This window comes from Streptomyces sp. NPDC057474, assembly GCF_042802555.1.
Classification (GTDB): domain Bacteria; phylum Actinomycetota; class Actinomycetes; order Streptomycetales; family Streptomycetaceae; genus Streptomyces.
The window spans coordinates 22855-46751 of the sequence record NZ_JBHVDX010000020.1 but is presented as its reverse complement, the minus strand read 5'-3'; the positions used below and the strand labels follow the sequence as shown (position 1 = coordinate 46751).

At 70.2% G+C, this 23897-nt stretch carries 22 protein-coding genes, 1 tRNA gene and 1 pseudogene; 11 read left to right on the top strand and 13 right to left on the bottom strand.

The genetic code is table 11. The features are described from left to right. Window position 1: 1 nt before the first annotated feature. The 4 genes from ACFU53_RS08525 to ACFU53_RS08510 form a co-directional block, all read right to left on the bottom strand. Window positions 2-1210, bottom strand: a complete 1209-nt coding sequence (locus ACFU53_RS08525; protein ID WP_383987661.1) for an RNA ligase — start codon at window positions 1208-1210, stop codon at window positions 2-4. A 365-nt stretch (window positions 1211-1575) separates the two neighbouring features. Continuing rightward, a complete protein-coding gene (locus ACFU53_RS08520; protein ID WP_383987658.1) occupies window positions 1576-3264 on the bottom strand; it encodes an ABC-F family ATP-binding cassette domain-containing protein in 1689 nt (562 codons plus the stop codon). A 340-nt stretch (window positions 3265-3604) separates the two neighbouring features. Continuing rightward, window positions 3605-4735 (bottom strand): DUF5937 family protein, encoded by a 1131-nt coding sequence (locus tag ACFU53_RS08515; RefSeq protein WP_383987655.1) that lies wholly within the window; start codon window positions 4733-4735, stop codon window positions 3605-3607. A 145-nt stretch (window positions 4736-4880) separates the two neighbouring features. Then, complete coding sequence (locus tag ACFU53_RS08510; protein WP_383987652.1) at window positions 4881-5543, bottom strand: lysophospholipid acyltransferase family protein; 663 nt, start codon at window positions 5541-5543, stop codon at window positions 4881-4883. 323 nt (window positions 5544-5866) lie between these two features. On the opposite strand from ACFU53_RS08510, the gene ACFU53_RS08505 reads away from it, so the two are divergent. From ACFU53_RS08505 to ACFU53_RS08490, 4 genes and pseudogenes are all read left to right on the top strand, one after another. Beyond that, window positions 5867-5939 (top strand) — tRNA-Ser (locus ACFU53_RS08505). Window positions 5940-6020: 81 nt separating this feature from the next. After that, window positions 6021-6692, top strand: a complete 672-nt coding sequence (locus tag ACFU53_RS08500) for a YrhB domain-containing protein (protein ID WP_383987649.1) — start codon at window positions 6021-6023, stop codon at window positions 6690-6692. A gap of 6 nt (window positions 6693-6698) precedes the next feature. After that, a complete protein-coding gene (locus ACFU53_RS08495; RefSeq protein WP_383987646.1) occupies window positions 6699-7124 on the top strand; it encodes a hypothetical protein in 426 nt (141 codons plus the stop codon). 179 nt (window positions 7125-7303) lie between these two features. Next, a pseudogene (locus tag ACFU53_RS08490) lies at window positions 7304-7447 on the top strand (PT domain-containing protein); the annotation flags it as partial. 41 nt (window positions 7448-7488) lie between these two features. Here ACFU53_RS08490 and ACFU53_RS08485 read toward each other — a convergent pair. Beyond that, on the bottom strand, window positions 7489-8271 hold the full coding sequence (locus tag ACFU53_RS08485) for a DUF899 domain-containing protein (RefSeq protein ID WP_383987643.1): 783 nt from the start codon (window positions 8269-8271) through the stop codon (window positions 7489-7491). Between ACFU53_RS08485 and ACFU53_RS08480 the strand changes: the two genes are divergently transcribed. Continuing rightward, window positions 8270-8407 carry a hypothetical protein gene (locus ACFU53_RS08480; RefSeq protein WP_383987640.1) on the top strand — a complete coding sequence of 46 codons (138 nt, stop codon included), beginning with the start codon at window positions 8270-8272 and terminating at the stop codon, window positions 8405-8407. The genes ACFU53_RS08485 and ACFU53_RS08480 overlap by 2 nt on opposite strands. Window positions 8408-8533: 126 nt before the next feature. Here the strand turns inward: ACFU53_RS08480 and ACFU53_RS08475 are convergent, their stop codons facing one another. The 8 genes from ACFU53_RS08475 to ACFU53_RS08440 form a co-directional block, all read right to left on the bottom strand. Then, the gene (locus tag ACFU53_RS08475) at window positions 8534-10285 is read right to left on the bottom strand and encodes an RICIN domain-containing protein (RefSeq protein ID WP_383987722.1); all 1752 of its coding nucleotides are present in this window, start codon (window positions 10283-10285) and stop codon (window positions 8534-8536) included. A 124-nt stretch (window positions 10286-10409) separates the two neighbouring features. After that, on the bottom strand, window positions 10410-12587 hold the full coding sequence (locus ACFU53_RS08470) for a beta-galactosidase (protein ID WP_383987637.1): 2178 nt from the start codon (window positions 12585-12587) through the stop codon (window positions 10410-10412). A 54-nt stretch (window positions 12588-12641) separates the two neighbouring features. Beyond that, window positions 12642-13574, bottom strand: a complete 933-nt coding sequence (locus tag ACFU53_RS08465; protein ID WP_383987634.1) for a carbohydrate ABC transporter permease — start codon at window positions 13572-13574, stop codon at window positions 12642-12644. After that, window positions 13571-14449 carry a carbohydrate ABC transporter permease gene (locus ACFU53_RS08460; RefSeq protein WP_383987631.1) on the bottom strand — a complete coding sequence of 293 codons (879 nt, stop codon included), beginning with the start codon at window positions 14447-14449 and terminating at the stop codon, window positions 13571-13573. The genes ACFU53_RS08465 and ACFU53_RS08460 overlap by 4 nt, the downstream gene beginning before the upstream one ends. A gap of 1 nt (window position 14450) precedes the next feature. Beyond that, a complete protein-coding gene (locus ACFU53_RS08455) occupies window positions 14451-15842 on the bottom strand; it encodes an ABC transporter substrate-binding protein (protein ID WP_383987629.1) in 1392 nt (463 codons plus the stop codon). A gap of 372 nt (window positions 15843-16214) precedes the next feature. Further along, entirely contained in the window at window positions 16215-17357 is a 1143-nt protein-coding gene (locus tag ACFU53_RS08450; RefSeq protein WP_383987627.1) for a LacI family DNA-binding transcriptional regulator, read from the bottom strand. 162 nt (window positions 17358-17519) lie between these two features. Further along, window positions 17520-17693 (bottom strand): hypothetical protein, encoded by a 174-nt coding sequence (locus ACFU53_RS08445; protein ID WP_383987624.1) that lies wholly within the window; start codon window positions 17691-17693, stop codon window positions 17520-17522. A 157-nt stretch (window positions 17694-17850) separates the two neighbouring features. Next, window positions 17851-18906 (bottom strand): LacI family DNA-binding transcriptional regulator, encoded by a 1056-nt coding sequence (locus ACFU53_RS08440; protein WP_383987621.1) that lies wholly within the window; start codon window positions 18904-18906, stop codon window positions 17851-17853. A gap of 334 nt (window positions 18907-19240) precedes the next feature. Between ACFU53_RS08440 and ACFU53_RS08435 the strand changes: the two genes are divergently transcribed. Genes ACFU53_RS08435 through ACFU53_RS08410 form a run of 6 tightly spaced genes read left to right on the top strand, consistent with a single transcriptional unit; the run spans window position 19241 to window position 23822 of the window. Next, window positions 19241-19768 carry an RICIN domain-containing protein gene (locus ACFU53_RS08435; RefSeq protein ID WP_383987618.1) on the top strand — a complete coding sequence of 176 codons (528 nt, stop codon included), beginning with the start codon at window positions 19241-19243 and terminating at the stop codon, window positions 19766-19768. Continuing rightward, the gene (locus tag ACFU53_RS08430) at window positions 19669-19905 is read left to right on the top strand and encodes an RICIN domain-containing protein (RefSeq protein WP_383987615.1); all 237 of its coding nucleotides are present in this window, start codon (window positions 19669-19671) and stop codon (window positions 19903-19905) included. Before ACFU53_RS08435 ends, ACFU53_RS08430 begins: the two co-directional genes overlap by 100 nt. 54 nt (window positions 19906-19959) lie before the next feature. Then, window positions 19960-23322, top strand: coding sequence for a discoidin domain-containing protein (locus tag ACFU53_RS08425; protein WP_383987612.1), 3363 nt, complete (start codon window positions 19960-19962; stop codon window positions 23320-23322). Further along, window positions 23319-23582, top strand: a complete 264-nt coding sequence (locus ACFU53_RS08420) for a TetR family transcriptional regulator (RefSeq protein WP_383987609.1) — start codon at window positions 23319-23321, stop codon at window positions 23580-23582. The genes ACFU53_RS08425 and ACFU53_RS08420 overlap by 4 nt, the downstream gene beginning before the upstream one ends. Beyond that, a complete protein-coding gene (locus ACFU53_RS08415; RefSeq protein ID WP_383987729.1) occupies window positions 23534-23671 on the top strand; it encodes a hypothetical protein in 138 nt (45 codons plus the stop codon). Before ACFU53_RS08420 ends, ACFU53_RS08415 begins: the two co-directional genes overlap by 49 nt. After that, window positions 23652-23822 carry a hypothetical protein gene (locus ACFU53_RS08410; RefSeq protein WP_383987606.1) on the top strand — a complete coding sequence of 57 codons (171 nt, stop codon included), beginning with the start codon at window positions 23652-23654 and terminating at the stop codon, window positions 23820-23822. Before ACFU53_RS08415 ends, ACFU53_RS08410 begins: the two co-directional genes overlap by 20 nt. Window positions 23823-23897 lie beyond the last annotated feature (75 nt).

Genomic DNA, 23897 nt, shown 5'->3' with positions numbered 1-23897 from the left:
GTCAGTTCTCCTCGTCGTTCTTGAAGGGGTCGGACGCCTCCGGCCGGGTGGAACGGTACGTCACGAGCTCGGTCGGACGCCCGTCCAGGCGCAGGAACATGGCGGGACGCACGGCCGGGTCGGGCAGCTCACGCACCGCGCGGGCGAAGGCTCCCCGGTCGCCGGCGAGAGGGGCGAGCGACCGGAACGCCTCGTCGATCGCCCGCTCGCGGTCGTCCACCTGCTTCTCGATGCCCGCGACGACACCCCGCACCCAGGCGTCGAACTCGTCGGGCACCTGCTCCAGCAGCGCGTCCAGGGGTCGGCCGCCGGACGCGTCGATGTCCTCGGCCGAACAGTTCAGCGCCTGGGCCACCTGCTTGGCGGGCAGACCTGCGAACCGCTGGATGCCGTGACCGCGCCAGATGTCCCGCTCGGTCACACCGGTGAGCACCTTGTGGAGCCGCACGTACTCGGCGAACTTGGCCTTGGCCCGTACGCCCGAGGCGAAGCGCAGCACGAAGCCCTCCGCGTCGGTGCCCGTGGCCGCCAGGCCGCCGGGCAGCCGGTTGCCCTCGGTCATGGCCAGCAGCTCGGCGAGCGGCACGGCGGGCCGGACGGTGACGACCGAGCCGATGCCGCGCCAGCCGATCGCGGCCTCCGCCAGGGCGACTTCCGTGCCGTCCTTGGCGAACGCGGCCAGCAGCACCACATCACGCCGGTCGCCGTAGTCGACGACGATCCGGTTCTCCGGGTAAAGGATCTCGGCGAGGTAGGTCACCCCGGGGACGAGACCGGACGTGTCCTTCCCGTCGAGCAGCCGCTGCGCCCAGGTGGCCTGGACGCTGACGAACGAACCCTTGGACGCGACCCGCCACCGGCCGGCGTAGTGGAAGATCACCGCCAGACTGCCGTCGACCTTGTCGTACACCTCGAACGGCTCGTCCGGGAGGCTCGGGGCGTACGGCTGACCGGACTCGTGCTCACCGACGTTGAAGAACTTCGGCAGCGGAAGCGCGACGATCTCACCGGTGGCGTCGTCGGCCACGAGGCCGCGGCAGCGCGTGGTCACCCGGTTCCACACCCGCTCGTACTGGCATGTCCTCGTGTACGTGAGGATGGAGATCGGCAGTTCCGGGTGTGCCTTGCGCGTGACGTGCCCCGCTTCGAGCGCCGCCGCCAACTCCTCCGGCGGCAGCAGCTCATGAAGAGTCAGGTAAGCCTGGCTCATGTGTTCCTCCCCTTGGTGGTCCCTGATTGTCACGTGGGGGAGGCCCTTGCGCACACCGGATTTCGGGGACTGCCGCAGCTCACCCGCCGGGCGCCACCGCCCGCGACACATCCGCGAGGAGCGTCTCGACCTCCGCGCCCCGGCGTGAGCTGATCACGAGGTCGCGCGCCGGGTCGACCCACAGCAGATGGCGGATAGTAGCGGTACTTGTACGAGCGGACAGGCGTCCGCAGTCGGCACAGACCCGCCGATCCCCGTCGACGACCGTGTCCCAGGTCGCGACCCTTCGCCAGATCAGCCGTTCGTTCCGTGCTCTTCAAGTCGTCATGCCGCCCACCCTCGCCCACGACCAAGGTCTTGAGTTGTCAGAAGTGAGCGCGCCCTTGCTGTGCTGCCTCCTGCTGTGCTGCCTCCTGCTGTGCCGCCTCCCGGTGGGACAGCGTGAGGCGTGGCCAGTCGTGGATGTCGCGTCGCATCTGCCGGTCGTGCGTGGCGACGACGACGGCCGCTTCCGTGGCGTGCAGGGCGTCGGTGAGTTCGTCGACCAGGGCGATGGACAGGTGGTTGGTCGGCTCGTCCAGCAGCAGGACGTGCGGCCGGGTGGCGAGCGCCAGGGCGAGGTCGAGACGGCGCTGCTGACCCATCGACAGTTCGGCCACCGGCTTCTCGGCGTCGCGCGAGGTGAGCAGACCCAGCGCCCCGAGCCCCACGACCTCGCCCTCCGCGAGGACCCCGGCGGTCACCAGCCGCGCGGTGTGCGCCTCGTAGAGGTCACGGGCTCGTCGCCGCGTCGCGTGCGGCGACTCCTGTCCCAGGAGGTGCAGACGTACGGTGCGCGCCCGGTGCACCCGGCCCGTGGTGGGTGCGACCTGCCCGGCCAGGACGGACAGGAGCGTGGACTTGCCTGCTCCGTTCGGCCCGGTGACGGCCAGCCGGTCGCCGGACGCCACCGCCAGGGTGGTCGACCGGGACAGCCGTCCGTGGACGCTCACCTCGTGTGCGCGCAGCAGCAGTACGCCGGGCCGGGCGGGGAGTTCGGGCATGAGGAAACGCCGCGGCGGTACGGGCGCGGTGACCCTGTGGCTTTCCAGGTCGTCCTGACGGCGGTGCACGGAGCGGGCCAGCGCCCCGGCACGGGTGGCACGCTGATGCTTGCCGGTGCCCTTGTCCGGGCGCCATCCAGTGCTCAGCCGGTTCTGCGCCTCCGACAAGGCATGCTCGAGGCGGACCTGTTCGATCTGCTGCTGCTCGTACTCCGCCTCCCACCGGACCCGTTCGGCCTCCCGGCCCTCGCGATAGCCCGCGTATCCGCCGCCGTGGACCTGTGGGCGGCTGTCGCGGGTGGGGTCGAGGTCGAGGATCGTGGTGGCCACATCGGACAGCAGTGCCCGGTCGTGGCTGACCACGACCACGCCTCCGGAGTGGGCGCGCAGCCTGGCGGTCAGGTACTCCAGTCCCGCCAGATCGAGGTGGTTGGTCGGCTCGTCCAGCAGCAGGAAGTCGTAGTCGGCGCCCAGCAGACAGGCCAGCCGGATCCGGTGGCGCTGGCCGACGGAGAGCGTGGCGAGCGGGCGGGCACGGTCGCTGACGGCGCCGAGCCCGGCGAGGGCGACGTCGACCCGGCGGTCGGCGTCCCAGGCGTCCAACGCCTGCGCCGCCTCCAGCGCGTCGGCGTACTCCTGGACGGCGTCGGGCTGTTCCTCGGCCAAGGCCGACGCGGCGGCGTCCAGGCGCCGGAGTGCGGCGCGGGCATCGGCGAGGTGCTCGTCGACGACATCGCCGACCGTGCGCTCGTCCTCCGCCGGCATCTCCTGCTCGGCCAGCGCGAGGGTGCCCACACGGTGGACCTCCCCCTCGTCGGGGGCCGGCGCACCGGCCAGGACGTGCAACAGGGTCGACTTACCGCGTCCGTTCTCGCCGACGACGCCCCAGCGGGATCCCGGGGACACCTTCATCTCGACATCGTGCAGCACGGTGCGCCCACCACGGTCGACGCGGATACCGGCGCAGGTCAACTGAGCCCGGTCGCGGGCAGGCAAAGCCAGGACAGTCACGTTCTCTTCCTCCGGAAGGAGGCACACGTCACCCCGGGATCACCGGGGGAGTGCACCGACTCTGACGAACGACCCGGCCCGGCGCAGAGCGGGGGGTCGTGGGTGAACTCGTGGCTTCCTGCCCCTCACCCATGTGAGGAGTGGAGCCGGCAGCCCGGTCAGAGGTAGAGGACGTAACTCATGCGAGGAGCGTAGCAACCTGCCGAAACGGACGGCCACCGAAATAGGCACCAGCGAGGCCCACGAGGGCGTCACGGTCCCGCGCTTCGGCGGTGGTGGGACATCGCAACCGCCTCGACCTGGCCGTCTCCACCGTGGGCCGGGGCGACTCGGTACCGCCTCACCGTGCCACGGTCGCCAGCACGTCGTGGCCCAGGCGCTGGACGACATCCGTGGCGAGCCGGTGTCGTACCAGCTTGCCGTCCCGGGTGGAGCGGACCAGGCCCGCGTCGCGCAGGGTCCGCAGGGCGCGGGAGACCTGTGGTTCGCTGGAGCCGAGGCGGGCGGCGAGTTCCGAGGTGGTGATGGGCTCGCCCAGCAGATGGCGGCACAGCTCCATCCGGGCCGGGGAGTTCAGCGCCATGAGCCGGTGGCGCAGATCCCGCAGGGTCAGCTCCCCGGCCGGGGTGGTGCCGCGCGCCGCATACTGCACCACCACGCACGACCCGGGCTCGTTCTTGACCGTCAGATGCGGCCACACCCGGGCGGACGGGACGAGGACGAGGGGGCGCGGGGCCACCTTCACCTCGTCGATCTGCAGCTTGTCCAGCCGTATCCGCTCCCCGGGCCCGACCCGGGCCGCGGTCGGCAGCAGTTCGGTGAGCACCTCGGCGGGCGAGCGAAGCGAGATGGGGGTCCCCCCGGCCGAAGGCTGGGGGAGGGTCGCCAGCCGGCGGCGTACCGCCCGGGCGTGATCCTCCAGGGCCGGCCGCAGGGTGCGCCAGTCCTCGGCGAAGAACGCGGTGTCAGCTGCTCGCACCACCGTCAGCAGCCGGTCCCGCAGCTCCAGCGGTGCCGCCACCAACTGGCGCGCCAGCTCACCGCGGGCGTAGGACCGGCGCAGGCAGCGGCGTACGTAGTCCTCCGCGACCGCGGTGCCGGCGCGCAGCTCGCGGGCCGCCGGCATGGGCTGCGCGTTGGTGCCGAGGACTCCGGGCGCGACCAGTCGCAGGAAGTCCTCGGCCGACAGCGCCTCGATCGCCGCGAACTCTTCGTCCAGGCTCGCCGGAAGGGGCAGCGTACGGGGAAAGAACAGGCGGCAGCGGTAGCGGGCCCACAGCGGAGCGAACACGGACAGCTCGTCGTGCAGTTCGGGGCCCGCGGCGGCGGCGCGGGCCGTCCAGGCGGCGGCCTCGGGATGGTGCTCGGGTCCGGCGAGCACATGCAGGCTCGCCATCAGTTCCGACAGCGCGGAAGGCCCGACCGCGAGGTCCGCGGGGCCGAGCCCTCCGAGGTCGAGGACGATGCTCACGCTGTCAGCGTACGGCGGAGCTCACCGCACCGGGGCGCCCGGACCGAGCGGGATCCCCAGCGCGTACCAGGCGAAGAACAGCAGCGTCCGTCCGCCGAGTCGCTCGGCGATCCGGCCGCCGACCGGCTGGAGAGAGCGACAGCCGCTACGCGGCGAGCGCGGCCGGTTCGCCGAGGTGGGCGGCTGCCGTGCGCCAGGCGGCTGTCACCGCGGCATGTGCTCGCTTCGTGTTCGCGGCGTGGCCGCTGGTGAGGGTGAGCGGTGCCCCGACGTGAACGTGCAGGGCGGGGCGGCGCAGCGGTGCGGTGACCAGCCCTGCGAGCTGCTTGGCCGTGCTTCCGGAGGTGACCCGGCGTGCCCCGGCCTGGCCGACCGGGACGACGGGCGCGCCCGTGCGTTCGGCGAGCCGGGCCAGGCCGCTGCGGAACGTTCCGGGCGCGGCTTCGGCGGAGTCCCTGCGCAGCGGAATCCCGCCCTCGGCGTAGATGAGTACCGTTCGGCCCTTCGCGAGCGCGGCGGCGGCGAGGTCGAGCGCGTCGGCGGCGCGCGGGTCCCCGCGGTACACGGGGACATACCCCTCGCGGACCAGCGCACGGCCGAGCAGGGGGATGCGCCACAGGCCCGCGGCGCCCATGGCGACCGGCTGGACGCCGAGGCGGTGCAGCGCGGCGAGAACGATGGCGGGATCGGCGAGCGAGGTGTGGTTCGCGGCGATGATGCTGCCCGGCGCCCATTCGGATCCGGCGTCGACGGTCACCGTGAGACGTCCGATGGTGGGTACCAGGACGTCGGCGAGGCGGCTGAACATGGGGTCTCCCGGTCTTGACGAGGAAGACCTCCATCGTCGGCGCGCGTGCTGCGCGGATCTTGAGTGCTCGTACTCAACTCCGTGGGTGCCGGTACCCAGACGGCACGGGTTTCCGTCCCCATGCCGAGATCATCGGGGACGTCGCCAGGCTCGCCGTCGCCGACCCTCTCATGGCCGGCGCACTTCGGTCGGCAGGGGTCTTCTCCGGCAAGGAGAAGCGTGCTGCCGCCCAAGAGTGGTGGTGACCGGCGGCGGCGGACGCGCGGGTCCGACTCTTTGAATCAGTTGACCGACGCGGGGACCCCAGCAATGATCACGACGGCGACGAGGAAGCTCTGCGGAGGAGCGCCCGGCTCGATTCCCGGGTGGACGCAGGTTCGAATCCTGCCCTCGTCGCCTTCCCCATGTACGTTCCCGAACAGTCTGTCGTGCGGAATCCGTTGGTCGAGACGGAGATCCGTACGGGATGCTGCACGCGTGATTGAACGAGAAGTCGCCGTTCAGGCTGTCGAAGAACAGCTGGAGAGCGACTATCAGGAGTGGCGGGCTGCCGGCGGGGACGCGATGCGGATGGCTGTGGTCCGTGTCGAGGAGCACACGCTGGTGTGGATCGTCTACTGGCAGTCCGAGGAGTTCCTACGCACACGGAACTCAGAGTTCATGCTGATCGGCCATGGGCCGTACCTGGTGGACCGTGTCGACGGGGGACTGCACCGGATCGGCGTCGTGTCTGCCAGAACCGGAGAGTGGGAGGCCGACTACCGGGCCCGGATACGGGGGATGCCGGTACGCACCGCAGTAGACGATCTACACGATGCGATACGCGGAGTCGCCGCTGTGCGCGGAAGCATGCACGCTGCGCGAACCCTGCGTCAGAGGCTGCCGGTCCTGTCGCCTGCGGAAGCCATCGAGTTCGTGAGCGCCTTGCTGGAAGGTGACGCCCCAGCACGCCTCGTGGCTGTGGCCACCAAGGAACTCGTAGAGCCTCTCAACCCGGTGTTCGCCGTCGAAACCATTCGATCCGGTGCGCCAGTTGCGTTTGACGAAGTTGGCGGGGGAGCGGGGCTAAAGCGGACTCGCTCTGTGGGCGCACATGGGCCTCCGGAAATCGCGTCTGTAAAACCGGGACCCGGCCCACAAGACCACTGAGGGACCATGAAGACCTATCGCTACAAGGTGCAGAGGAACGGCTTCGGGCTGTTTCTCGGGATCGCAGCCGAGACCACCCGCCTGACGAGCGTGCCGGCCAGGGGCGCCCCCGTCAGCGAGCGGGTCTGGCTGGACGCTTCCGAAGTCGACAACGCCTTTCACGGGAACCGGTTGACACTCAACGAACACGAAGTCGCCTGCTTGCAGTTCGGCCTGGGCAAGGTATCCGGCGACATCGAGCTCATCGAGACCAGCCCTTACCTCCTCATTTCGATCCGGGCCCTGGAGATTGTCGAGGTCGGTTACGCGGAGGCGGCCCTCGCTCCGGCGATCGCCGGGTGGGCCGAGGCGGAGTTCTTTCTGACACCCCGCCGCTGCGACGTCAGCCGCGACAGCGCCACAGGCCAGTTCGCGTTCGACTGGGACGAGTGACCTTCATGGCCGACGGTACCGTGATCGCGGTCAAGCGTCGGGCATTCGGGGAGTTCCCCTACCCGACTCACCACTAGGTCCAGCATCCTCACCGAGTTGGAGGAGGCCCTGGGAAGCCTGGACAGTGCCTCTCCTGCCAGGAGTCCTTCACCTTCTGGGCGAACTGCCCGCCGACCGGTCGACCGACCGACCGACCGACCGGTCGACCGACCGACCGACCGACCGGTCGACCGACCGACCGACCGGTCGACCGATCGACGGGCCGGCCGACCGAGCGCGCAGGCGGACGCTCGCCTCGTCCGGAGGTTCCGCCCGGCACCTGACCCCATTTGCCGACGAGGTCGACGAAGTTGACGAAGGGGCGTCAGTGGTGGTGGCCGTGCCGGCCGAGGGTCTCCACGGGGGTCGCGTCGGGGCGGGTCCACTGCGGCACGGGGCGGCTGGTCGGGCCCCAGGTGGCCTTCCCGTCCGCGTCCGAGCGCCAGGACCAGCACGGGTGGCCCCCCTCGGGCCGGCCCTCGGGGTTGTCCTCCCACGCCTCGCCCCGGCCGTAGGGCGTCATGTCGAGCAGGCCGAGGGACCCGCTGACCCGCTCGTTGCCACGGCCTGTCGTGGAGTAGGTGAGGAAGACGCGGTCGCCGTCGCGCAGGAAGCAGGTGAGGTACCCCATCTCGCCGCCGACCGGCGCGTCCACGTCGCGCACCGAGTACCAGGGCTGGGTGTAGCCCATGAACTCGACGTAGGAGGCCACCTCGTCCCACCGGCCCGTGGTCAGGACGGCGAACGAGACGCCGCGGGCGTTGAGGTAGACGGCGTCCTTCAGGTGCCAGGCCGTGGTGGTGCAGCCCTCGCACTGCCCCTGGTGCGGCGCGTCGTCGTACCACATGTGCTTGTAGACCACGAGCTCGTCGCGGCCCTGGAACAGGTCCAGGAACGGGACCGGGCCGTCGGGTCCGACGACCTCGACCGCCCCGTCGAACTCCACCATCGGCAGCCGGCGGCGGGCCGCGGCGAGAGCGTCGCCCTCGCGGGTGTGGGCCTTCTCGCGGACCAGCAGCTCGTCACGGGCGGCCTGCCAGGTGGCCAGGTCGACGACGGGCGGGCGGCCGGGTAGCGCGATGGTCGGGTCACTGGGCGTGTTCGTCATGACGTCCTCCGTGGTGTCTCGTACCGGGCAGCGTCGTACGACGTTCTTCGACGCTCACGAGGACAGACTCGCGACCCGGCCGGAACTCATCGCCGCAGGGGCGCCCACGCACAAGACGTACGCGGCCGCCGCCTGACGTTCACCTTCCCCCGGAGTACGCGCGCCGCCTGTCGACGCCCAGGCACGGGGCGCCGGCGATCAGCGGTCTACCGCGTACGCGTCCATGGGCAGGCCTGGCCCACACCCTGAGGCGGAACAGGGGCTACGGGACGAGTTTCCAGTCCTGAGAGCCGTCCGCCGCCGCGTTCTGCAAGGTGAGCGGTGCCCCGGCGGACGCGCCGGTCAGGTAGAGGTCCTTGTTCTTCACCGACTGCAGTCTGACGTAACCGTTCGCGGACTCGACGAGGTTCCACGTGCCCGTGGTGCTGTCGTCGACCCACTGGCCGACGCGCTGACCGACGGTCGCGTTGCCCGTCCAGACGGCTGCCGCGCGGCCGCCCGACTTGTTGAGCAGCGTCACGCCGCCGTCGCGCTTGGTGACGACATGCCAGTACTGGGTGTCCGGGTTCGCCGCCGCTCCGGCGTCTTCGAGGACGACGTCGGGGACGTCCCCGTTGCCGATGTTCGCGTCGGTGGTGTTGTTCCCGGTGCCGATGACCTGGCCGGTCTTCCGGTTCACCAACTGCTGGTAGACGCCGTCGGACCGACCGAGATCGACCTCGGCGTACGCGATGGTCGACGTGCCCTGGTTGTTGAGGATGACGATGCGGCCGGTGCCCTCCACGTACTGCAGGTTCCGGCTGTAGCCGGCACGCGAAGTCGTCTGGTACTCCTTCCACACGCCGTCGCCGCGTCCGGTGTCGTTGACCCAGACGTTGCCGCTTCCGGCGGCGTTGTACACCAGGCGCCCGCCGGGGAGGCGGATGAGGACCGGGCTGCCGCCTGCCGCGAGCGGGCGGGAGCCGGCGACGACCGGCAGCGCGTCGACGCCCATGCCGGTGGGGGAACCGCGGAAGAACTTCAGCGGGTCGTCCGCGATCCGGTACCTGGTGTTGGCCCCGCCGCCCCAGTACTCGTACGTGAGCAGCCACTTGCCGTCCGTCGTCGGGACGACGTTCGTCATACCGGGCCGGCCGCCGCCGATCTCCGTCTTGCCGCCGCCCATGTCCTCGGTCAGTCCGGCGATGTCGACGACGGGCTCGCTCCACTGCTTGCTGCTGCCGTTCCAGGTCTTGTGGACCAGGATCTGGCCGTGCGAGTCCTTGGCGGTGTCGTTCGCCGGGTCGGGTTTCGGGACGCCGGTCGTCGGATCGAAGCCGATGTAGTCGTTCTCGTCGGAGTAGTAGCAGACGAGCTTGCCCTTGTGGACCATCAGGTACGGCTCCCAGAGGGGATCCACCTGCTTGTGCGTGTTCGCGCTCGCGATGTTCTGCCCGACCGCGCCCGCGCTGCCGCCCTGCCAGCCGCCGGTCGCGACGACGTTGAGCACCTTCCACGTCACGCCGTCGTCGGTGCTGGAGTACAGGGCGATCGCCATGTCACCGCGGTCCCCGTCGTTGGACGGCGTCCAGTTCGGGTCAGCCGCCTTGCGCTCCTTGTAGTACTGGTCGTCGCCCGACACGACACTCGCCAGGAGCAGCGTGCCCGCCTTCAGCTTGCCGACGCGCTCCGGCAGCACGTACAGGAACGGGTTCGTCCAGTTGCTCGTGTACTTCGCGTAGCGGGGATCCGTCGACAGGTACGCCGGGGCCTTGACCTCGGACAGCGACTGCCACGTCGTTCCGTCGTCGTCGCTCTTGTGGATCGGGAGGGTCTGCCGGTCGGCGCTCCCCGTCGCCGTCACGACGGTGGACTTCTCGAACGACGCGACCAGGCGCCCGCTCGGCAGCTGCGCCGACTTGGGGTAGACCGCGCAGTTGCCCCGCCCCTTGAGGCAGGGTTCGCTGCCGAGCTGGTACACGGTCCCGCCCGTCGGGTTGTACGCCTGGGCGGCGGTCATCGGTATCGCGAGCATCGCCGATGCTCCGACGACGCTGCCCAGCGCTCTGCCGAGTCTTCTTCTGTGCACAGCCACTCCTTCGGGGATGGAACAGGGACGGTCGGGGGTCTCGGGCCTCAGGCCGCAAGGCCGCAAGGCCTCAGGCTTCGGAAGCGGTGTCGGTGTCGGTGTGGGTGTCGGTGTCGGTGTCGGTGGAGACGAGCACGCGCACGTCCCACGGCCCGAGTTCCAGCGACGCTCCCGCCGGGATGGACGTGCCGGTCAGCGCGTCGGACAGGGACATCGGGGCAGGAACGCTCGCGGGCTCCCAGGCCCAGTTGTGGACGATGTGGACGCGACGGCCGTCGGGTGAGGTGCCGGTCGTCGCGGTCACGGACGTTGGGAGGCCGTGCCAGGTGTGGCGCGCGGACGACGTCAGCCACTCGGCCAGCGCCCGGCCGAGATCGCGGCCGGGGACCGTGCCGACGTACGTGACCTGGCCCGCGCCGTGGCGGCGGGTGGTGACGGCGGGCCAGCGCCCGAAGTGCGGGTGGTCGTAGGTGACCAGCACCTCGGCGTCGGTGGTGGTCAGGCCGTCCGCCCAGCGGGTCGCCGTGGCGCCCTCGGGGAGGCGGAGCGGTCCGCCGGGCGCCGGTCGCACCGGCACCTCCCGGACGAGGTTGCTGAACTCGTCGTAGCCGACGCCCGCGGCCTCGGTGAGGCGTCCGGGGGCCCGTTCGGTGCGCGCGCGGGCCTCGTGGTCGGCGTAGCCGGTGCGCGGGCCGAGGACGAGGTGGCCGCCGGCGTGGGCGTAGGCCGCGAGCCAGTCGAGGGTCGAGTCGGCGGCGATGTACAGCGCCGGGACGACCAGGACCGGGTGGCGGCGGACGGCCTCCTCAGGCGACAGGCCCTCCCGGTCACCGCTCGGGTCGTGCAGCTGACGGGCGTGGACGATACGGACCTGGCGGCCCGCGTCGAAGGCGCCCCGGTAGAAGGGGTCGAAGATGCGGTGGTAGGCGGTGGGGTCCGGCTCGCCGTCCGGCTTGGCGAGCGGCGGGTACTTCTGCATGAGCCACTTGCTCGGCGTCGAGTACACCATCGTGATGTCGGCGTCCGGCTCGAGTCCGGCGACCAGGGGTCCGGCCGCCTCGAACTCCGCGCCCAGACGGGCGAGTTCGGCGTACGTGCGGCCGGGTTGCCCGGTGTGGGGGAGGATGCCGCCCCAGTAGGTCTCGGCGCCGAAGTGCAGGGTGTGCCAGTGCCAGTACTCGATCATGCGGGCCCCGCGAGAGACGAGCGCCCAGGCGGCCTGGCGCCACTGTCCGTCGTAGGCGGGGCGGTTGTCCCAGGCCATGCCGATCGAGCCGGCGTTGGTCTCGGTGACGAGGAACGGTTCCTGGCGGGAGGAGAACATCCAGTCGGCGGTCTGGTACAGCGACCACACGCCGGTGGTCTTCCACTTCTGCTCGTGGCCGTCGGGGGTGGGGTCCGGGAGGAGCAGGCCGTCCTGCATGTCGTAGTACGGGTTGCCGGAGGCGACATCGAGGCGGTCGGTCAGCTCGTCGTCCTCCACCGCGGGGCGCTTGTAGGAGATGCAGGTGGTGACGAACTGCTCGGGCTGGGCGTACTCGCGGACGAGGTCGGCCTGCCAGCCGATGAAGTCGGTGACCTGCGCCGCCTGGAACTCTCGCCAGGCGACGTCGTATTGGGGCTGTTCGTTGCCGTCCGGTGTCCACAGGTCGGCCCAGGTCGACAGCCGGTGGGACCAGTAGACCAGGCCCCATTCGCGGTTGAGGGTCTCCACGTCGCCGTACTTCTCGCGCAGGTGGTCCACGAAGCGCTGGAAGACACCGTGGTTGTGGAAGAGGTGCAGGCCGGGTTCGTTGTCGACCTGGAAGCCGATGACGGCGGGGTGATCGGCGTAGCGGGCGACGACCTTGCGGATGACCCGTTCGGCGTGGAAGCGGAAGGCGGGGTGGGTGAAGTCGACCTCCTGGCGGGCGCCCCAGCCCATGCGCTCGCCGGTGCGTCGTTCGCCGGTGATCTCCGGGTACTGGCGGGCCAGCCATGGCGGTACGGCGTATGTCGGGGTGCCGAGGACGACGGAGATGCCGCGTTCGTGGGCGCCGTCGAGGACGGGCTGGAGCCAGTCGAGGTCGAACTTCCCGTTCTCCGGCTCCCAGGTGGACCACACCGATTCACCGACCCGGATGACGGTGACATGCGCGTCGGCCATCAGATCCAGGTCGGTCTTGAGGCGTTCGGCCGGCCGCTCGTACGGCTGGTATTCGTGGTAGTACGCGGCGCCGAACAGGACGCGGTCAGGCAGAGCCGCCATGAAGAAGAACCTCCGAGAGAAAGAGTGGGGGGAGTGGTACGAGGGCTGTGTGCCCTACTGCTTGACGCCGCCGGCGGCCAGACCGCTCTGCCAGTACCGCTGCAGCATGAGGAAGGCCACGACGAGCGGGACGATCGAGATCAGGGAGCCGGTCACGACCAGTGCGAGCATGTCGCTGCTGGCTCCGGCCCCGCCGTTCTGCGCCTGCGCGGCCCAGGAGGCCAGGCCCACGGTGATCGGGTACAGGTCGGGGTCGTTGAGCATGATCAGTGGCAGGAAGTAGTTGTTCCAGGTCGCCACCAGGGTGAACAGCAGAACCGTCACCACGCCTGGACCCATCAGCCGCAGGGCGATCCGGAAGAAGATCCGGGCCTCGCCGGCCCCGTCGATGCGGGCGGCCTCCAGAATGCTGTCCGGGACGGCGTCCTCGGCGTAGACGCGCATGAGGTAGAGGCCGAACGGGTTGACGAGTGAGGGCAGGATGATCGCCCAGGGGGTGTTGGCCAGGCCCGCCTCGGCGAAGAGCAGGTAGGTCGGGATGGCCAGTGCGGTGGTCGGCACCATGACGGCGCCGAGCACCAGGTTGAAGGCGGCCCGGTCGCCGCGGAAGCGGTACTTGGCGAAGCCGTACCCGGCGGCGGCCGCGAGCAGCGCGGCCCCGACCGCGCTGACTCCGGCGTACATGACCGTGTTGAGCAGCCAGTGCACGAAGACGCCGTTGTCCTGGGTGAAGGTCTCCTTGATGTTCGTCAGCAGTTGCGGGGTGTCGGAGAACCACAGGCCGAAGCTGTTGAACAGGTCCTGGGTGCTCTTGGTCGAGGCGATGAGCAGCCAGAAGAGCGGGAGAAGGAAGTAGGCCAGGGCGGCCAGCATGGCGATCGTCAGCGGGGTGCTGCGGCGATCCGGGCGACTCTTCCGGTACGCGATGCGCGCCGGCTTCTTCCTCGCCGTCGCGGCGACCGTGGGCGCAGGGGTTGTCGTCGTCACGGGGTCCTCCTGCGGTTCGCGGTGAGCAGGACGCCGTAGGAGGCGATCACGATGATCAGGCCGAGGAGGAAGGACACCGTGGCCGCGTAGTTGACCTGCTGGCCGGTGAAGGCGAGCGTGTAGGCGTAGAGGTTGGCGGTGTAGGAGCTGCTGATGACGTCCGGGGCGATCTTCATCAGCAGGTTCGGCTCGTTGAAGAGCTGGAAGCTGCCGATGACGGAGAACAGCAGGGTGAGCAGCAGTGCCGGGCGGAGCGCGGGGAGTTTGATCGACCAGGCGATGCGCCAGGCGCCGGCGCCGTCCATCGCGGCGGCCTCGTACAGCTCGTGCGGGATGGTGCGCAGGGCGGCGTACAGGATGATCATGTTGTAGCCGACGAACTCCCAGGTCACGATGTTCGCCAGGCTGCCGAGCATCCAGCCTTCGCTGAGGAAGCTGGGGGCCGGCAGGTCCAGGTTCCGGCTCAGCTGGGCGAACGGGCCGAAGTCCGGGCCGTACAGATAGCCCCACATGAGCGCGGCGACCACGCTGGGTACGGCGTACGGGACGAAGATGCCCAGCCGGATCACGCGCGACAGGCGCAACAGTCCGCTGTCGAGCGCGAGGGCGAACAGCAGCGCCAGCAGCAGCATCACGGGGACCTGGACCACGAAGAACAGCGCGACCCGTCCGACGCCGTGCAGGAACTGGGAGTCGCCGAAGGCCTGGACGTAGTTGTCGAGGCCGACGAAGACCGTCCCGCCGATGAGGCGGGTCTGGAAGAGGCTGAGGTAGGCGGCGTAGCCGAGCGGGGCGAGGAAGAGCAGGAGGAAGAGCACCAGGAACGGTGCGACGAAGAGTGGTCCCGCCGAGCGGTGGCGGCGCGTGGCGGCCACCTCAGCTCCCCTTGACGGTGAAGCCCTGGTTCTTCGCGTACGTGGTCAGCCGCGACTGCCAGGTGCCGAGCGCGCGGACGGTGTCGGTCTTGTCGGCGAGGGACTTGCCGACCGTCTCGGTCCAGTCGGTGGCCGCCTGGTCGAGGAACGGCGGCCACTGGAAGGAGGGGTCCACGGTGGAGCTGATGTCGGCGAAGACCTGGTTGACCTTCTGACCGCCGTAGAAGGACGGCGCGTCCGACACGAACTCCGTGTCCGTGAGCAGGGCCTTGGTCGCCGGGAAGAAGAACTGCTCGGTGGCGAACATCTTGGCGCTGGCGGGATCGGTGTTGAGGAACTGCGCGAACACGGCCGCCGCGACGGGGTTCTTGGTGGAGCGGATGACCGCGGTGGTCGAGCCGCCCCAGTTGCCCGCGCTGGGCTTGGCCGCGTCCCACTGGGGGAGTGGGGCCGCGCGCCACTTGCCCGCGGTGGCCTTGGCCGAGCCGGAGAGGAAGGCCGGGCCCCAGGCGGCGGTGATCCAGGTGGCGTACTTGCCCTTGTTGAGCCCGGCGTACCAGCCGTCGGTGAAGTCCGGCTCGGTGCTGATGACCCCTTCCTTCGCCAGCCCGCCCCAGTACGCACCGAGCTTCTTGGAGACGGCGTCGTCGACGCTGATGGTGATGTCGCTCTTGCCGGAGGTGGCATACGGCTTGGCGCCCGCCTGCCAGAGCAGTCCGTGCCAGGCGGCGGGCTGGCTGGCCGCGAGGTTGGTGAGGTAGACGTCGGGGTCGGCCTTGTGGAGCTTGCGCGCCGCCTCGGCGAACTCGTCCCAGGTGCCCGGCACGTCGATGCCGTGCTTGTCGAAGATGTCCTTGCGGTACAGCAGACCCATCGGGCCGGTGTCCTGCGGGATCGCCCACACCTCGCCCTTGCCGCCGCTGACCTGGCTCCACGTCCAGTCGACGAACCTGTCCTTCAACTTGGCGGCGCCGTACGGGCGCAGGTCCAGCAGGCTGTCGGTGATGGTGAACGTCGGGATCGCCTGGTACTCGATCTGCACCATGTCCGGGGCACCGCTGCCCGCCTTCAGCGCCGTACGCAGCTTGGTGTACTGCGGGGTGCCCTGGCCTGCGTTGACGACCTTGATCTTGATGGCCGGGTACTTCTTCTCGAAGAGCGCGATCTCCTTGGCGATGTTCGGGACCCAGGTCCAGAACGTCAGCTCGGTCGGCGTCTTCATCGCCTTGTCGATGTCGGCCTGGCCGACCGGCTCGGCGGAGCCGGAGGAACCGCCGGAGTCGCCGCCGCCGCACGCGGTGAGGGCCGTCCCGAGCGACAGGGCACCCGTCGTGGTGAGGAACAGCCGACGGCTCATGGCGGTCGAGGCGAACGTGGACGCGTTTCTGGGCATGGTGAACTCCCGCCGGTGGCGAAGGTGGCGGCACGCCTGATGAGGGCGTGCGGAGGTGTGTGGGTTGCGAAGGGGTGGACGCGAGGACCGGGCTCGAACGCCGATGTGGTCCAGACCGCGTCACCGTGGACGGAGCCGACGACACACACCGAGTGCTGCGGGCACTGCGGGGGGCGCGGCGGAGAGAAGGGGGCAAGGGTGCCCGGGCGGGCGCGGAGACCCGGCTGGGGGCAGGCTGCCTGATGCGGGGGCGGCCCTACGGCGACTGCGCGAGGGGCGCGCCGGAGTGGCGGGGGCGTGACGGGTACAGCGGCTCGTTCCGGGCGTCACGCGACGGCCGTGCGTGGTGCTGTCCGGGCGGGCAGGAGGTGGTCAGTGTTGTGGGGCGGCGCCTCCGTTCGCGTGGGGCGGGGCGGGCGTGCCCACGCGGACGCGGGAGGCGGTACGCCGTCCGCGGGCCGGGGTCGTCCGGCTCGGCGGTGGCGCGGTCGAGGCGCGGACGACGAGGTCGACCGGTGGGTCGCTCGGCGGCAAGGGGTCCGCGTCGGGGTTCTCGATGGCGTGCACGAGACGCTTGAGCCCCTCCTGCGCCACGGCGTCGAACGGCTGTCGGACTGTGGTCAGGGGAGGAGTCACATAGGCGGCGACCGGAATGTCGTCGAAGCCGACGACGCTGACGTCCTCCGGCACCCGACGCCCGGCCTCCGCCAGCGCGCGGATCAGTCCGATCGCCATGTCGTCGTTGGCGGCGAAGACCGCGGTGACGTCACGGTTCTCGGCCAGTTCGCGTCCGGCCGCGTACCCCGACGCGGCCGACCAGTCGCCCCGGACGACCTCGGGCAAATCCTTCCCCTGTGCCGTCAGCGTCGACCGCCATCCCTCCAGACGGTCCCGGGCGGCGTACCAGCGCTGCGGGCCCGCCAGGTGATGGACCGTCGTGTGGCCCAGCGCCAGCAGATGCTCGGTGGCGGTACGCGCCATCAGGTCGGCACCGTCACCCGCGTTCAGCACCGCGGGCGCGGTGACGAACGGCGGCGCGCCGATGACCAGCACCGGCACGGCGACACGCGGAGCCATGCCGCCGTTCTCTCCCGACTCGTCTATCGGCTCGGAGATGACGATGCCGTCCACGCCCTGGTCGAGAAGCGAGTCCACGGCCCCAGCGATACCCGCCGGATCGCCCTCCACGGTGTTGACCACGCGGAGCGCGTAGCCGGTGTCCCGGACGACCCGCTCGACCCCCATGAGCAGTGAGGCAGGACCGTACAGAGCCGTCCCCAGCGTCACCACCCCGATGGAGCGGGTCCGCCCCGAGGCCAGTGCCCGGGCGGCGTTGTTACGCCGGTAACCGAGCTGCTCGGCGGCCTCCGTGACACGTCTGCGCACGTCCGCGGAGACGTACGGCTCGTCGTTGAAGACCCTCGACACGGTCTTCTGCGAGACCCCGGCCAGCCGTGCCACATCCGTACTGCTCGGCGCCGCGGGGCCTGCGCCCCGCCCCGTACCTCGCGTCATGATGCCTCCCGGTGACCGTCACGAACAGTCCAATGATGTCAGACATCGCCTCTCTGACTGCGCTGTCATGTCTGCGTAGTCATGTCTACGCAGTCACGCGACTGTCGTCAAGAGTTCGGCAAGCATCCGTTCCGCGGGCGTCAGGCGTCGGGGCCGCCGACATCACGCGTCGGGAGCCGCGTGCACGCGTACCCCGTCCACGAAGGTCTGCAGGGCCCGGGTGGCCGCGATGTCCTCGGGCGGGCCCGTGAACGGATCGCGGGTCGAGGACGACCAGGTCGGCCGCCTTGCCGACGACACCACTTCGGTGCCGGGTTCGGGTCGCTCAAGACCCATGCCGGCTCCTTGTCGTATGGAACGTTCCACGTTTGAAACGACTCAACCGTGGAGGGAGGATGCCCGACGCGTCAAGAGGGGAGCGGAAAATCCGGCGGATACGACATGCCTCGGCTCCCGTGGGCTCGGCCGTCCCCGGGGCCGGAGCGCGGGCGAGTCAGGTGCGGGGCGATGCGGTGCTGCCGCGCGTCACCAGGTGAGGTGTCGACGCGATGACGACGGCGCGGTCACGCCGCTTCTCGATCCGCTCCAGCAGTAGCCGGGCCGCGGTCTCGCCCATCATGGCGCCGGCCTGGTCGACGCTGGTCAGGCTCACCGGCGCGAGTGCGGCGACCGAGGTGTTGTTGTACCCGGCGAGCGAGAGGTCCTCGGGGATGCGCAGGCCGAGCTCGGCGGCGGCCCGGAAGACGCCGGTCGCGGCGACGTCCGCGCCGGCGAAGACAGCGGTGGGCGGGCGCGTGGAGGTGAGCAGTTCCATGGCGCCGCGGTAGCCGCCCTCGTCCGAGTAGCCGGAGTGCACGATCCGGGCCAGGTCCGCCAGGTCGTGCCGGGTCATCGCCGCTCGGTAGGCGGCCCGGACGTGATGCTCGGGCCGCTGCTCCCACTGGGTGCCGCGCACCGTCGGATGCGATACATGGGCTATGTCCCGGTGCCCGAGGGCGACCAGATGGTCGACGACCAGGTCTACGCCGGCCCCGTCCTGATTGACCACGCAGTCGTACGCCGGGGAGGGGTCGTGGTGGCCGATCACGACCGTCGGCACCTCGGCCGCGACCCGCACCACCTCCGCGCGGGGGACGGCGGGTGCGATCAGGATCAGACCGTCCATCTGCCGGTCCACCATGGCGTGGATCAGCCTGGTCTGGTCCTCCATCTCGGAGGAGCCGCCGGAGCCGAGGAACAGCGCGTACTCGGTGTCCCGCAGGGTCGCGTTCACGCCGTCGAGGAGGTCGGCGTAGAAGGCGTTGCGGATGCTCGCGAGGAGGACGCCGAGCGTGTAGGTGCGGCCCCTCATGCCCCGGGCGGCGGCGTGCGGGCGGTAGCCCAGCTCGGCCATGGCCGTCTGTACCCGCTCCCGCATCCCCGGGCTCACCCCGTAGGCGTTGTTCAGGACCTTCGACACCGCCGAGGTGGACACGCCGGCGCTGCGCGCGACATCGCCGATCGTGACTCTCCTCGAGCCGCCTGCTGGTTGCACTGGGGGTCCCCGCATCCGTCGTCATGCACCGCTCTGCCCCATCCGGCGTTTCGGGAACGTTACTCGCAGATGGCTTGACGACTCCGGCCTCTTCGCCTCAACCTTTGGGGCGTCCCTCTGTGGCACGTTACACGAAAGCGGATGGCGTCGGCTGTGCCGCAGCCGGGCCGCCCGGAGCCTCGGGGACGGTCGACCGCGACCGGAGAATTCACAGCTCCTGACCGTTGTCGGCCTCACCGGTCGACTCGGTGACTCCGCTCGTCTCGGCGCCCCGAAGCCTGCCCTCAGGTATCGACCGAAGACTCGCATCGCCGTATTGAATCGTTTCACCTCGAAGCGAAGGAACGTCATGAGGTCAAGCACTCTCACCAAGAGAAGGGCGGCCCTGGCCGCAGCCGCCGTTCTGCCGTTCCTGCCCAGGCCGTGCGGCGCCCGCTCTCTCGGCTCGTCCAGCGGGGACGGCAGCGCCACGGCGGTCAAGTTGCTCGTCGACAAAGCGCCCGGCAACCTCCAGGCCGCCGGCAACTCCGGGTGGGAGACCCTCGACATCCGTCAGGTGACCTTCGCGGGCGGCGGGCCGGTGATCGCCGGCCAGCTCGGGGCCGCGAACAACCACCTCCTGAACCGGAACAGCGCCAAGTGCGCCGACGTCTGGTCCCTGAGCACGGCGGACGGGGCGGCGGTGAACTCCGGGAGCTGTAACTCCGGGGCCAACCAGCAGTGGGTGCTTGCTGCCGTCGGCTCCCACTACCGGGTGGTCAACGGCAACAGCGGCACATGCCTGCAGATCTCCGGCGCTTCCACGCCGACGGCGCGGTGGCCGTCCAGTCGACGTGCACCGGGACCTCGCACCAGCTGTGGACGAGGACAGCGGTGATCGGCGGCTACGTCACCTTCGCCAACGTCAGCAGTGGCAGGTGCCTCCAGGTCGCCGGCGCGTCGACCGCCGACGGGGCCGCCCTCGACCGGGCGAACTGCACCACCGGCGCGAACCAGCGGTGGATGGTCGTCTGACCCGCGCCGAGCCACACCCTCCGCCGATCACCCCCTCGAAGTAGGAGAGCCACCATGCCCGACATCTCACGCCGGTCCGCCCTGCGCTCGGCCATAGCCGTCGCCCTCGCCCCCACCCTGGGCTCCCTGATGGTGCCCCGGCTCGCATCCACTGCGTCCGCCGCTGTCTCCTGGACCGCGAAATGGGTCTGGGCTCCGACCAGTTCGACGAACCAGTGGGTGGCCTTCCGCAGATCGCTCACCCTGGGCGCCGCGCCGTCGAAGGCGGTGACGCGGATCGCGGCGGACTCGAAGTACTGGCTGTGGGTGAACGGCACGCTGGTGGTCTTCGAGGGCGGGCTCAAGCGCGGCCCCAACCGCACGGACACGTACTACGACGAGGTCGACCTCGCCCCCTACCTGAGAAGCGGTGGCAACACGGTCGCGCTGCTGGTGTGGTACTTCGGCAAGCAGGGCTTCTCGCACAACAGCAGCGGCAAGGGCGGCCTGCTGTTCCAGTCGGACATCGAGGTCGGCTCGAACACCACCCGGCTGGTCAGCGACACCAACTGGAGGCACACCGTCCACCCGGGCTACTCGAACAACACCAGCGGTACGCAGGTCAACTTCCGGCTGCCCGAGTCCAACGTCCACTACGACGCCCGCAACGCCACCGCGATGGCCGGCTGGGAGGCCGCCGGGTTCGACGACAGCGGCTGGAGCGCGCCGACCGACCTCGGTGCCGCGGGCGCGGCCCCCTGGAACGATCTGGTCGAGCGGCCGATCCCGCAGTTCCGCTACTCGGGCCTGAAGTCCTACACCAATGCGTCGTCGCTGCCGTCCACAGGCCGCGGGGCCACCGCGATCTCGGCCACCTTGCCCTCGAACCTCCAGGTCACGCCGTACCTGAAGGTGGACGCTCCGGCCGGTGCGGTGATCGGTGTCCAGACCGATCACTACGACGACGGCGCCAATCTGACGGGGATCGAGCCCGGCACCGGCTACAACATGCGCGCCACCTACGTCTGCAGGGGAGGGGCGCAGGAGTTCGAGGCGTTGGCGTGGATGAGCGGTACGGCCGTGCGGTACACGATTCCCGCGAACGTGACGATTCTGGAGCTGAAGTACCGCGAGAGCGGCTACGACACGGACTTCGCCGGGTCGTTCAGCAGCAGTGACGCCTTCCTGGACACCTTGTGGACCAAGGCCGCCCGCACGATGTACGTCAACATGCGGGACAACTACATGGACTGTCCCACGCGTGAGCGGGCCCAGTGGTGGGGCGACGTGGTCAACCAGCTCAAGGAGGGCTTCTACACCTTCGACACCAAGTCCCACGCACTCGGCAAGAAGGCCATCGCCCAGCTCGCCGCCTGGCAGAAGCCCGGCGGGGCGCTGTACTCCCCGGTCCCGACGACGATCTGGACCGCCGAACTGCCCGTGCAGATGCTGGCCTCGGTGTGGTCGTTCTGGACGTACCACCTCTACACGGGCGACGCGGCCGCCGTCACGGGCGCCTACCCGGCGGTGAAGAAGTACCTGGACCTGTGGAGCCTGGACGGTGACGGTCTGGTCAACCACCGGGCGGGGGACTGGGACTGGGAGGACTGGGGCTCCGACATCGACGCCCGCGTCCTGGACAACTGCTGGTACTACCTCGCTCTGGACACCGCCGCCAAGCTCGCCGACCTCAGCGGCAACAGCGGCGACGTGGCCGGCTGGAAGTCCAGGCGCGACAGCATCAAGGCCAACTTCGACCGCGTCCTGTGGAACTCCTCGAAGAACGAGTACCGCTCGCCCGGCTACACCCGTGACACCGACGACCGGGCCAACGGCCTGGCCGTCGTCGCGGGCCTGGCCCCCGCCTCCCGCCACCGGGCGGTGACGGAGGTGCTGCGTACCCACCTCAACGCCAGCCCCTACATGGAGTTCTACGTCCTGGAGGCGCTGTATCTGATGGGCGCGGCCACGGTCGCCGAGGAGCGGATGCGCAACCGCTTCGCCGCCCAGGTCGCCGACCCGGCCTGCCACACCCTGTGGGAGCTGTGGGACAAGGCCGCCGGCACCGACAACCACGCCTGGAACGGCGGGCCGTTGTACGCCCTGTCCGCCTACGCCGCGGGCGTCCGCCCCACCAAGGCCGGCTGGGAGACGTACGAGGCCATCCCCCAGACCGGCACCCTCACGAAGATAAGCACGGTGACGCCCACCGTGAAGGGCGACATCCGCTTCGGCATCGAGCGGGACGGGGCCAAGGTCACGCTGACCCTCACCTCGCCGAACGGCACGACGGCGCGCGTCGGTGTGCCCACCTACGGCGGCTCCCAGCCCGTCATCAAGGCAGGCGACACCACCGTCTTCAGCGGCGGCTCCTCCACCGGGAGCCTCAGCGGCCTGAGCTACGACGGCAAGGACTCCGCGTACGTCTACTTCGTGCTCCAGCCGGGCACGTGGGCCTTCACTGTCACCGGCGCGGGCCGTCTCGACAATCTCGCCCTGGGACGGCCGGTCACCAGCAACAACAGTCTGGAGAACGGCAATTGGGGCAGAAACCGACTCACCGACGGCAAGCTGACGAGCGTCAGCGGGGCGAGGGGCTACACCAGTAACGAGTTCACCTCCGCCGACGTCAGCGCGAACCCCGTCTGGGTCGAGATCGACCTCGGAGCCGACACCGACCTCGACGCCGTACGCCTCTTCCCCCGCACCGACACCGGGGGAGCGGGCGGCGGGACGGCGGGCTTCCCCGTCGACTTCAGCCTCCAGACCCGGGCCGACGGCGCCACCTCGTACACCACCGTCCGCACGGTCACGGGGCAGGCCAACCCCGGCGGCCAGGTTCAGACGTACGGCTTCAGGACCACCACCGCCCGATACGTCCGCCTCCAGGCCACGCGGCTCGGTGTTCCCGCTTCCGACGAGACCGCCAAGTACCGCCTCCAGCTCGCCGAACTCACCGTCCCGACCGCCGCGACCACTGTCACCGGCAACTACACGCTGGAGAACGGAGACTGGGGCAAGACCCGGGTCCTGGACGGCACCCTCACCAGCGTGACCGGCGCCAAGGGCTTCACCAGCATCGACTTCCCCTCCGCCGACGTCGGCGGCACGCCCGTGTGGATCGAGCTCGACCTCGGCGCCGACCGTGCCATCGGCTCCGTCGCCCTCCACCCCCGGACCGACACCCAGGGAGCCGGCGGCGGGACGGCGGGCTTCCCCGTCGACTTCACCCTCCAGACCCGGGCCGACGGCGCCACCTCGTACACCACCGCCCGCACCGTCACCGGCGAACCGAACCCCAACGGAGCCGCCCAGACCTACGCCCTCAGCTCCGCCACCGGCCGATACCTGCGGCTGAAAGTCACGAAACTCGGCAAGCCCGCCTCCGACGAGTCCGCCAAGTACCGCCTCCAGCTCGCCGAGTTCCGCATCGGATGACGGTACTGACACCTGTGCTCCATCCCGGTGTGGATCGCGATGCCCGATCCGACATCGCCGAGGCCGCGGACGTGAGCCGGCGGGTCGTCTACCAGCACTTCGGCGATCGGGACACGCTACTGCTGGAGGCCGGCCTCGGCCTCGCCAGGCGGGAACTGCTGCCACCTCGCGGACGACGGAGGGGGCGAGCGGACGTGAACGGGCGCTGGCGGTGGCCCGGCTCTTCGCCGAACACTGGGTCTTCTACCGCGCCCTCCTGACCGGGTCCTGCGCGTTCGCCCTCTACCGCGGGCTGATCACTCTGCTCCTGCCGGTTGACCGGCAGGGCAATGCGGCAGCTCTGCGGTGACCGGCTCGATGCGCAGGCCGCCGACGATCTCGCCGTCTTCCTGACCGGCGGCGGAGCGTCCTTCGTCACCACCTGGGTGGCCGAGTGCGCCGACCCGCTCGATCCCGAGGCGTTCACCGACGATGACGCGAGGTCGTGCGATCAAATGTGACGTTCCCGCCTTCGCTCTTCTGCGGTTCCTGTTCGGTCTTGGCTCACCCCGCTCCATGGCACCATCATCGTCGTA

Coding starts and splice junctions, on each gene's coding strand:
- ACFU53_RS08495 (WP_383987646.1), top strand. CDS start 6,699: ATGAAGACCTATCGCTACAAGGTGCAGAGGAACGGCTTCGGGCTGTTT.
- ACFU53_RS08485 (WP_383987643.1), bottom strand. CDS start 8,271: ATGACGAACACGCCCAGTGACCCGACCATCGCGCTACCCGGCCGCCCG.
- ACFU53_RS08435 (WP_383987618.1), top strand. CDS start 19,241: ATGAGGTCAAGCACTCTCACCAAGAGAAGGGCGGCCCTGGCCGCAGCC.
- ACFU53_RS08410 (WP_383987606.1), top strand. CDS start 23,652: ATGCGGCAGCTCTGCGGTGACCGGCTCGATGCGCAGGCCGCCGACGAT.
- ACFU53_RS08445 (WP_383987624.1), bottom strand. CDS start 17,693: ATGGGTCTTGAGCGACCCGAACCCGGCACCGAAGTGGTGTCGTCGGCA.
- ACFU53_RS08420 (WP_383987609.1), top strand. CDS start 23,319: ATGACGGTACTGACACCTGTGCTCCATCCCGGTGTGGATCGCGATGCC.
- ACFU53_RS08475 (WP_383987722.1), bottom strand. CDS start 10,285: ATGCTCGCGATACCGATGACCGCCGCCCAGGCGTACAACCCGACGGGC.
- ACFU53_RS08510 (WP_383987652.1), bottom strand. CDS start 5,543: ATGTTCAGCCGCCTCGCCGACGTCCTGGTACCCACCATCGGACGTCTC.
- ACFU53_RS08430 (WP_383987615.1), top strand. CDS start 19,669: ATGCCTGCAGATCTCCGGCGCTTCCACGCCGACGGCGCGGTGGCCGTC.
- ACFU53_RS08425 (WP_383987612.1), top strand. CDS start 19,960: ATGCCCGACATCTCACGCCGGTCCGCCCTGCGCTCGGCCATAGCCGTC.
- ACFU53_RS08440 (WP_383987621.1), bottom strand. CDS start 18,906: ATGCGGGGACCCCCAGTGCAACCAGCAGGCGGCTCGAGGAGAGTCACG.
- ACFU53_RS08455 (WP_383987629.1), bottom strand. CDS start 15,842: ATGCCCAGAAACGCGTCCACGTTCGCCTCGACCGCCATGAGCCGTCGG.
- ACFU53_RS08470 (WP_383987637.1), bottom strand. CDS start 12,587: ATGGCGGCTCTGCCTGACCGCGTCCTGTTCGGCGCCGCGTACTACCAC.
- ACFU53_RS08480 (WP_383987640.1), top strand. CDS start 8,270: ATGACGTCCTCCGTGGTGTCTCGTACCGGGCAGCGTCGTACGACGTTC.
- ACFU53_RS08525 (WP_383987661.1), bottom strand. CDS start 1,210: ATGAGCCAGGCTTACCTGACTCTTCATGAGCTGCTGCCGCCGGAGGAG.
- ACFU53_RS08450 (WP_383987627.1), bottom strand. CDS start 17,357: ATGACGCGAGGTACGGGGCGGGGCGCAGGCCCCGCGGCGCCGAGCAGT.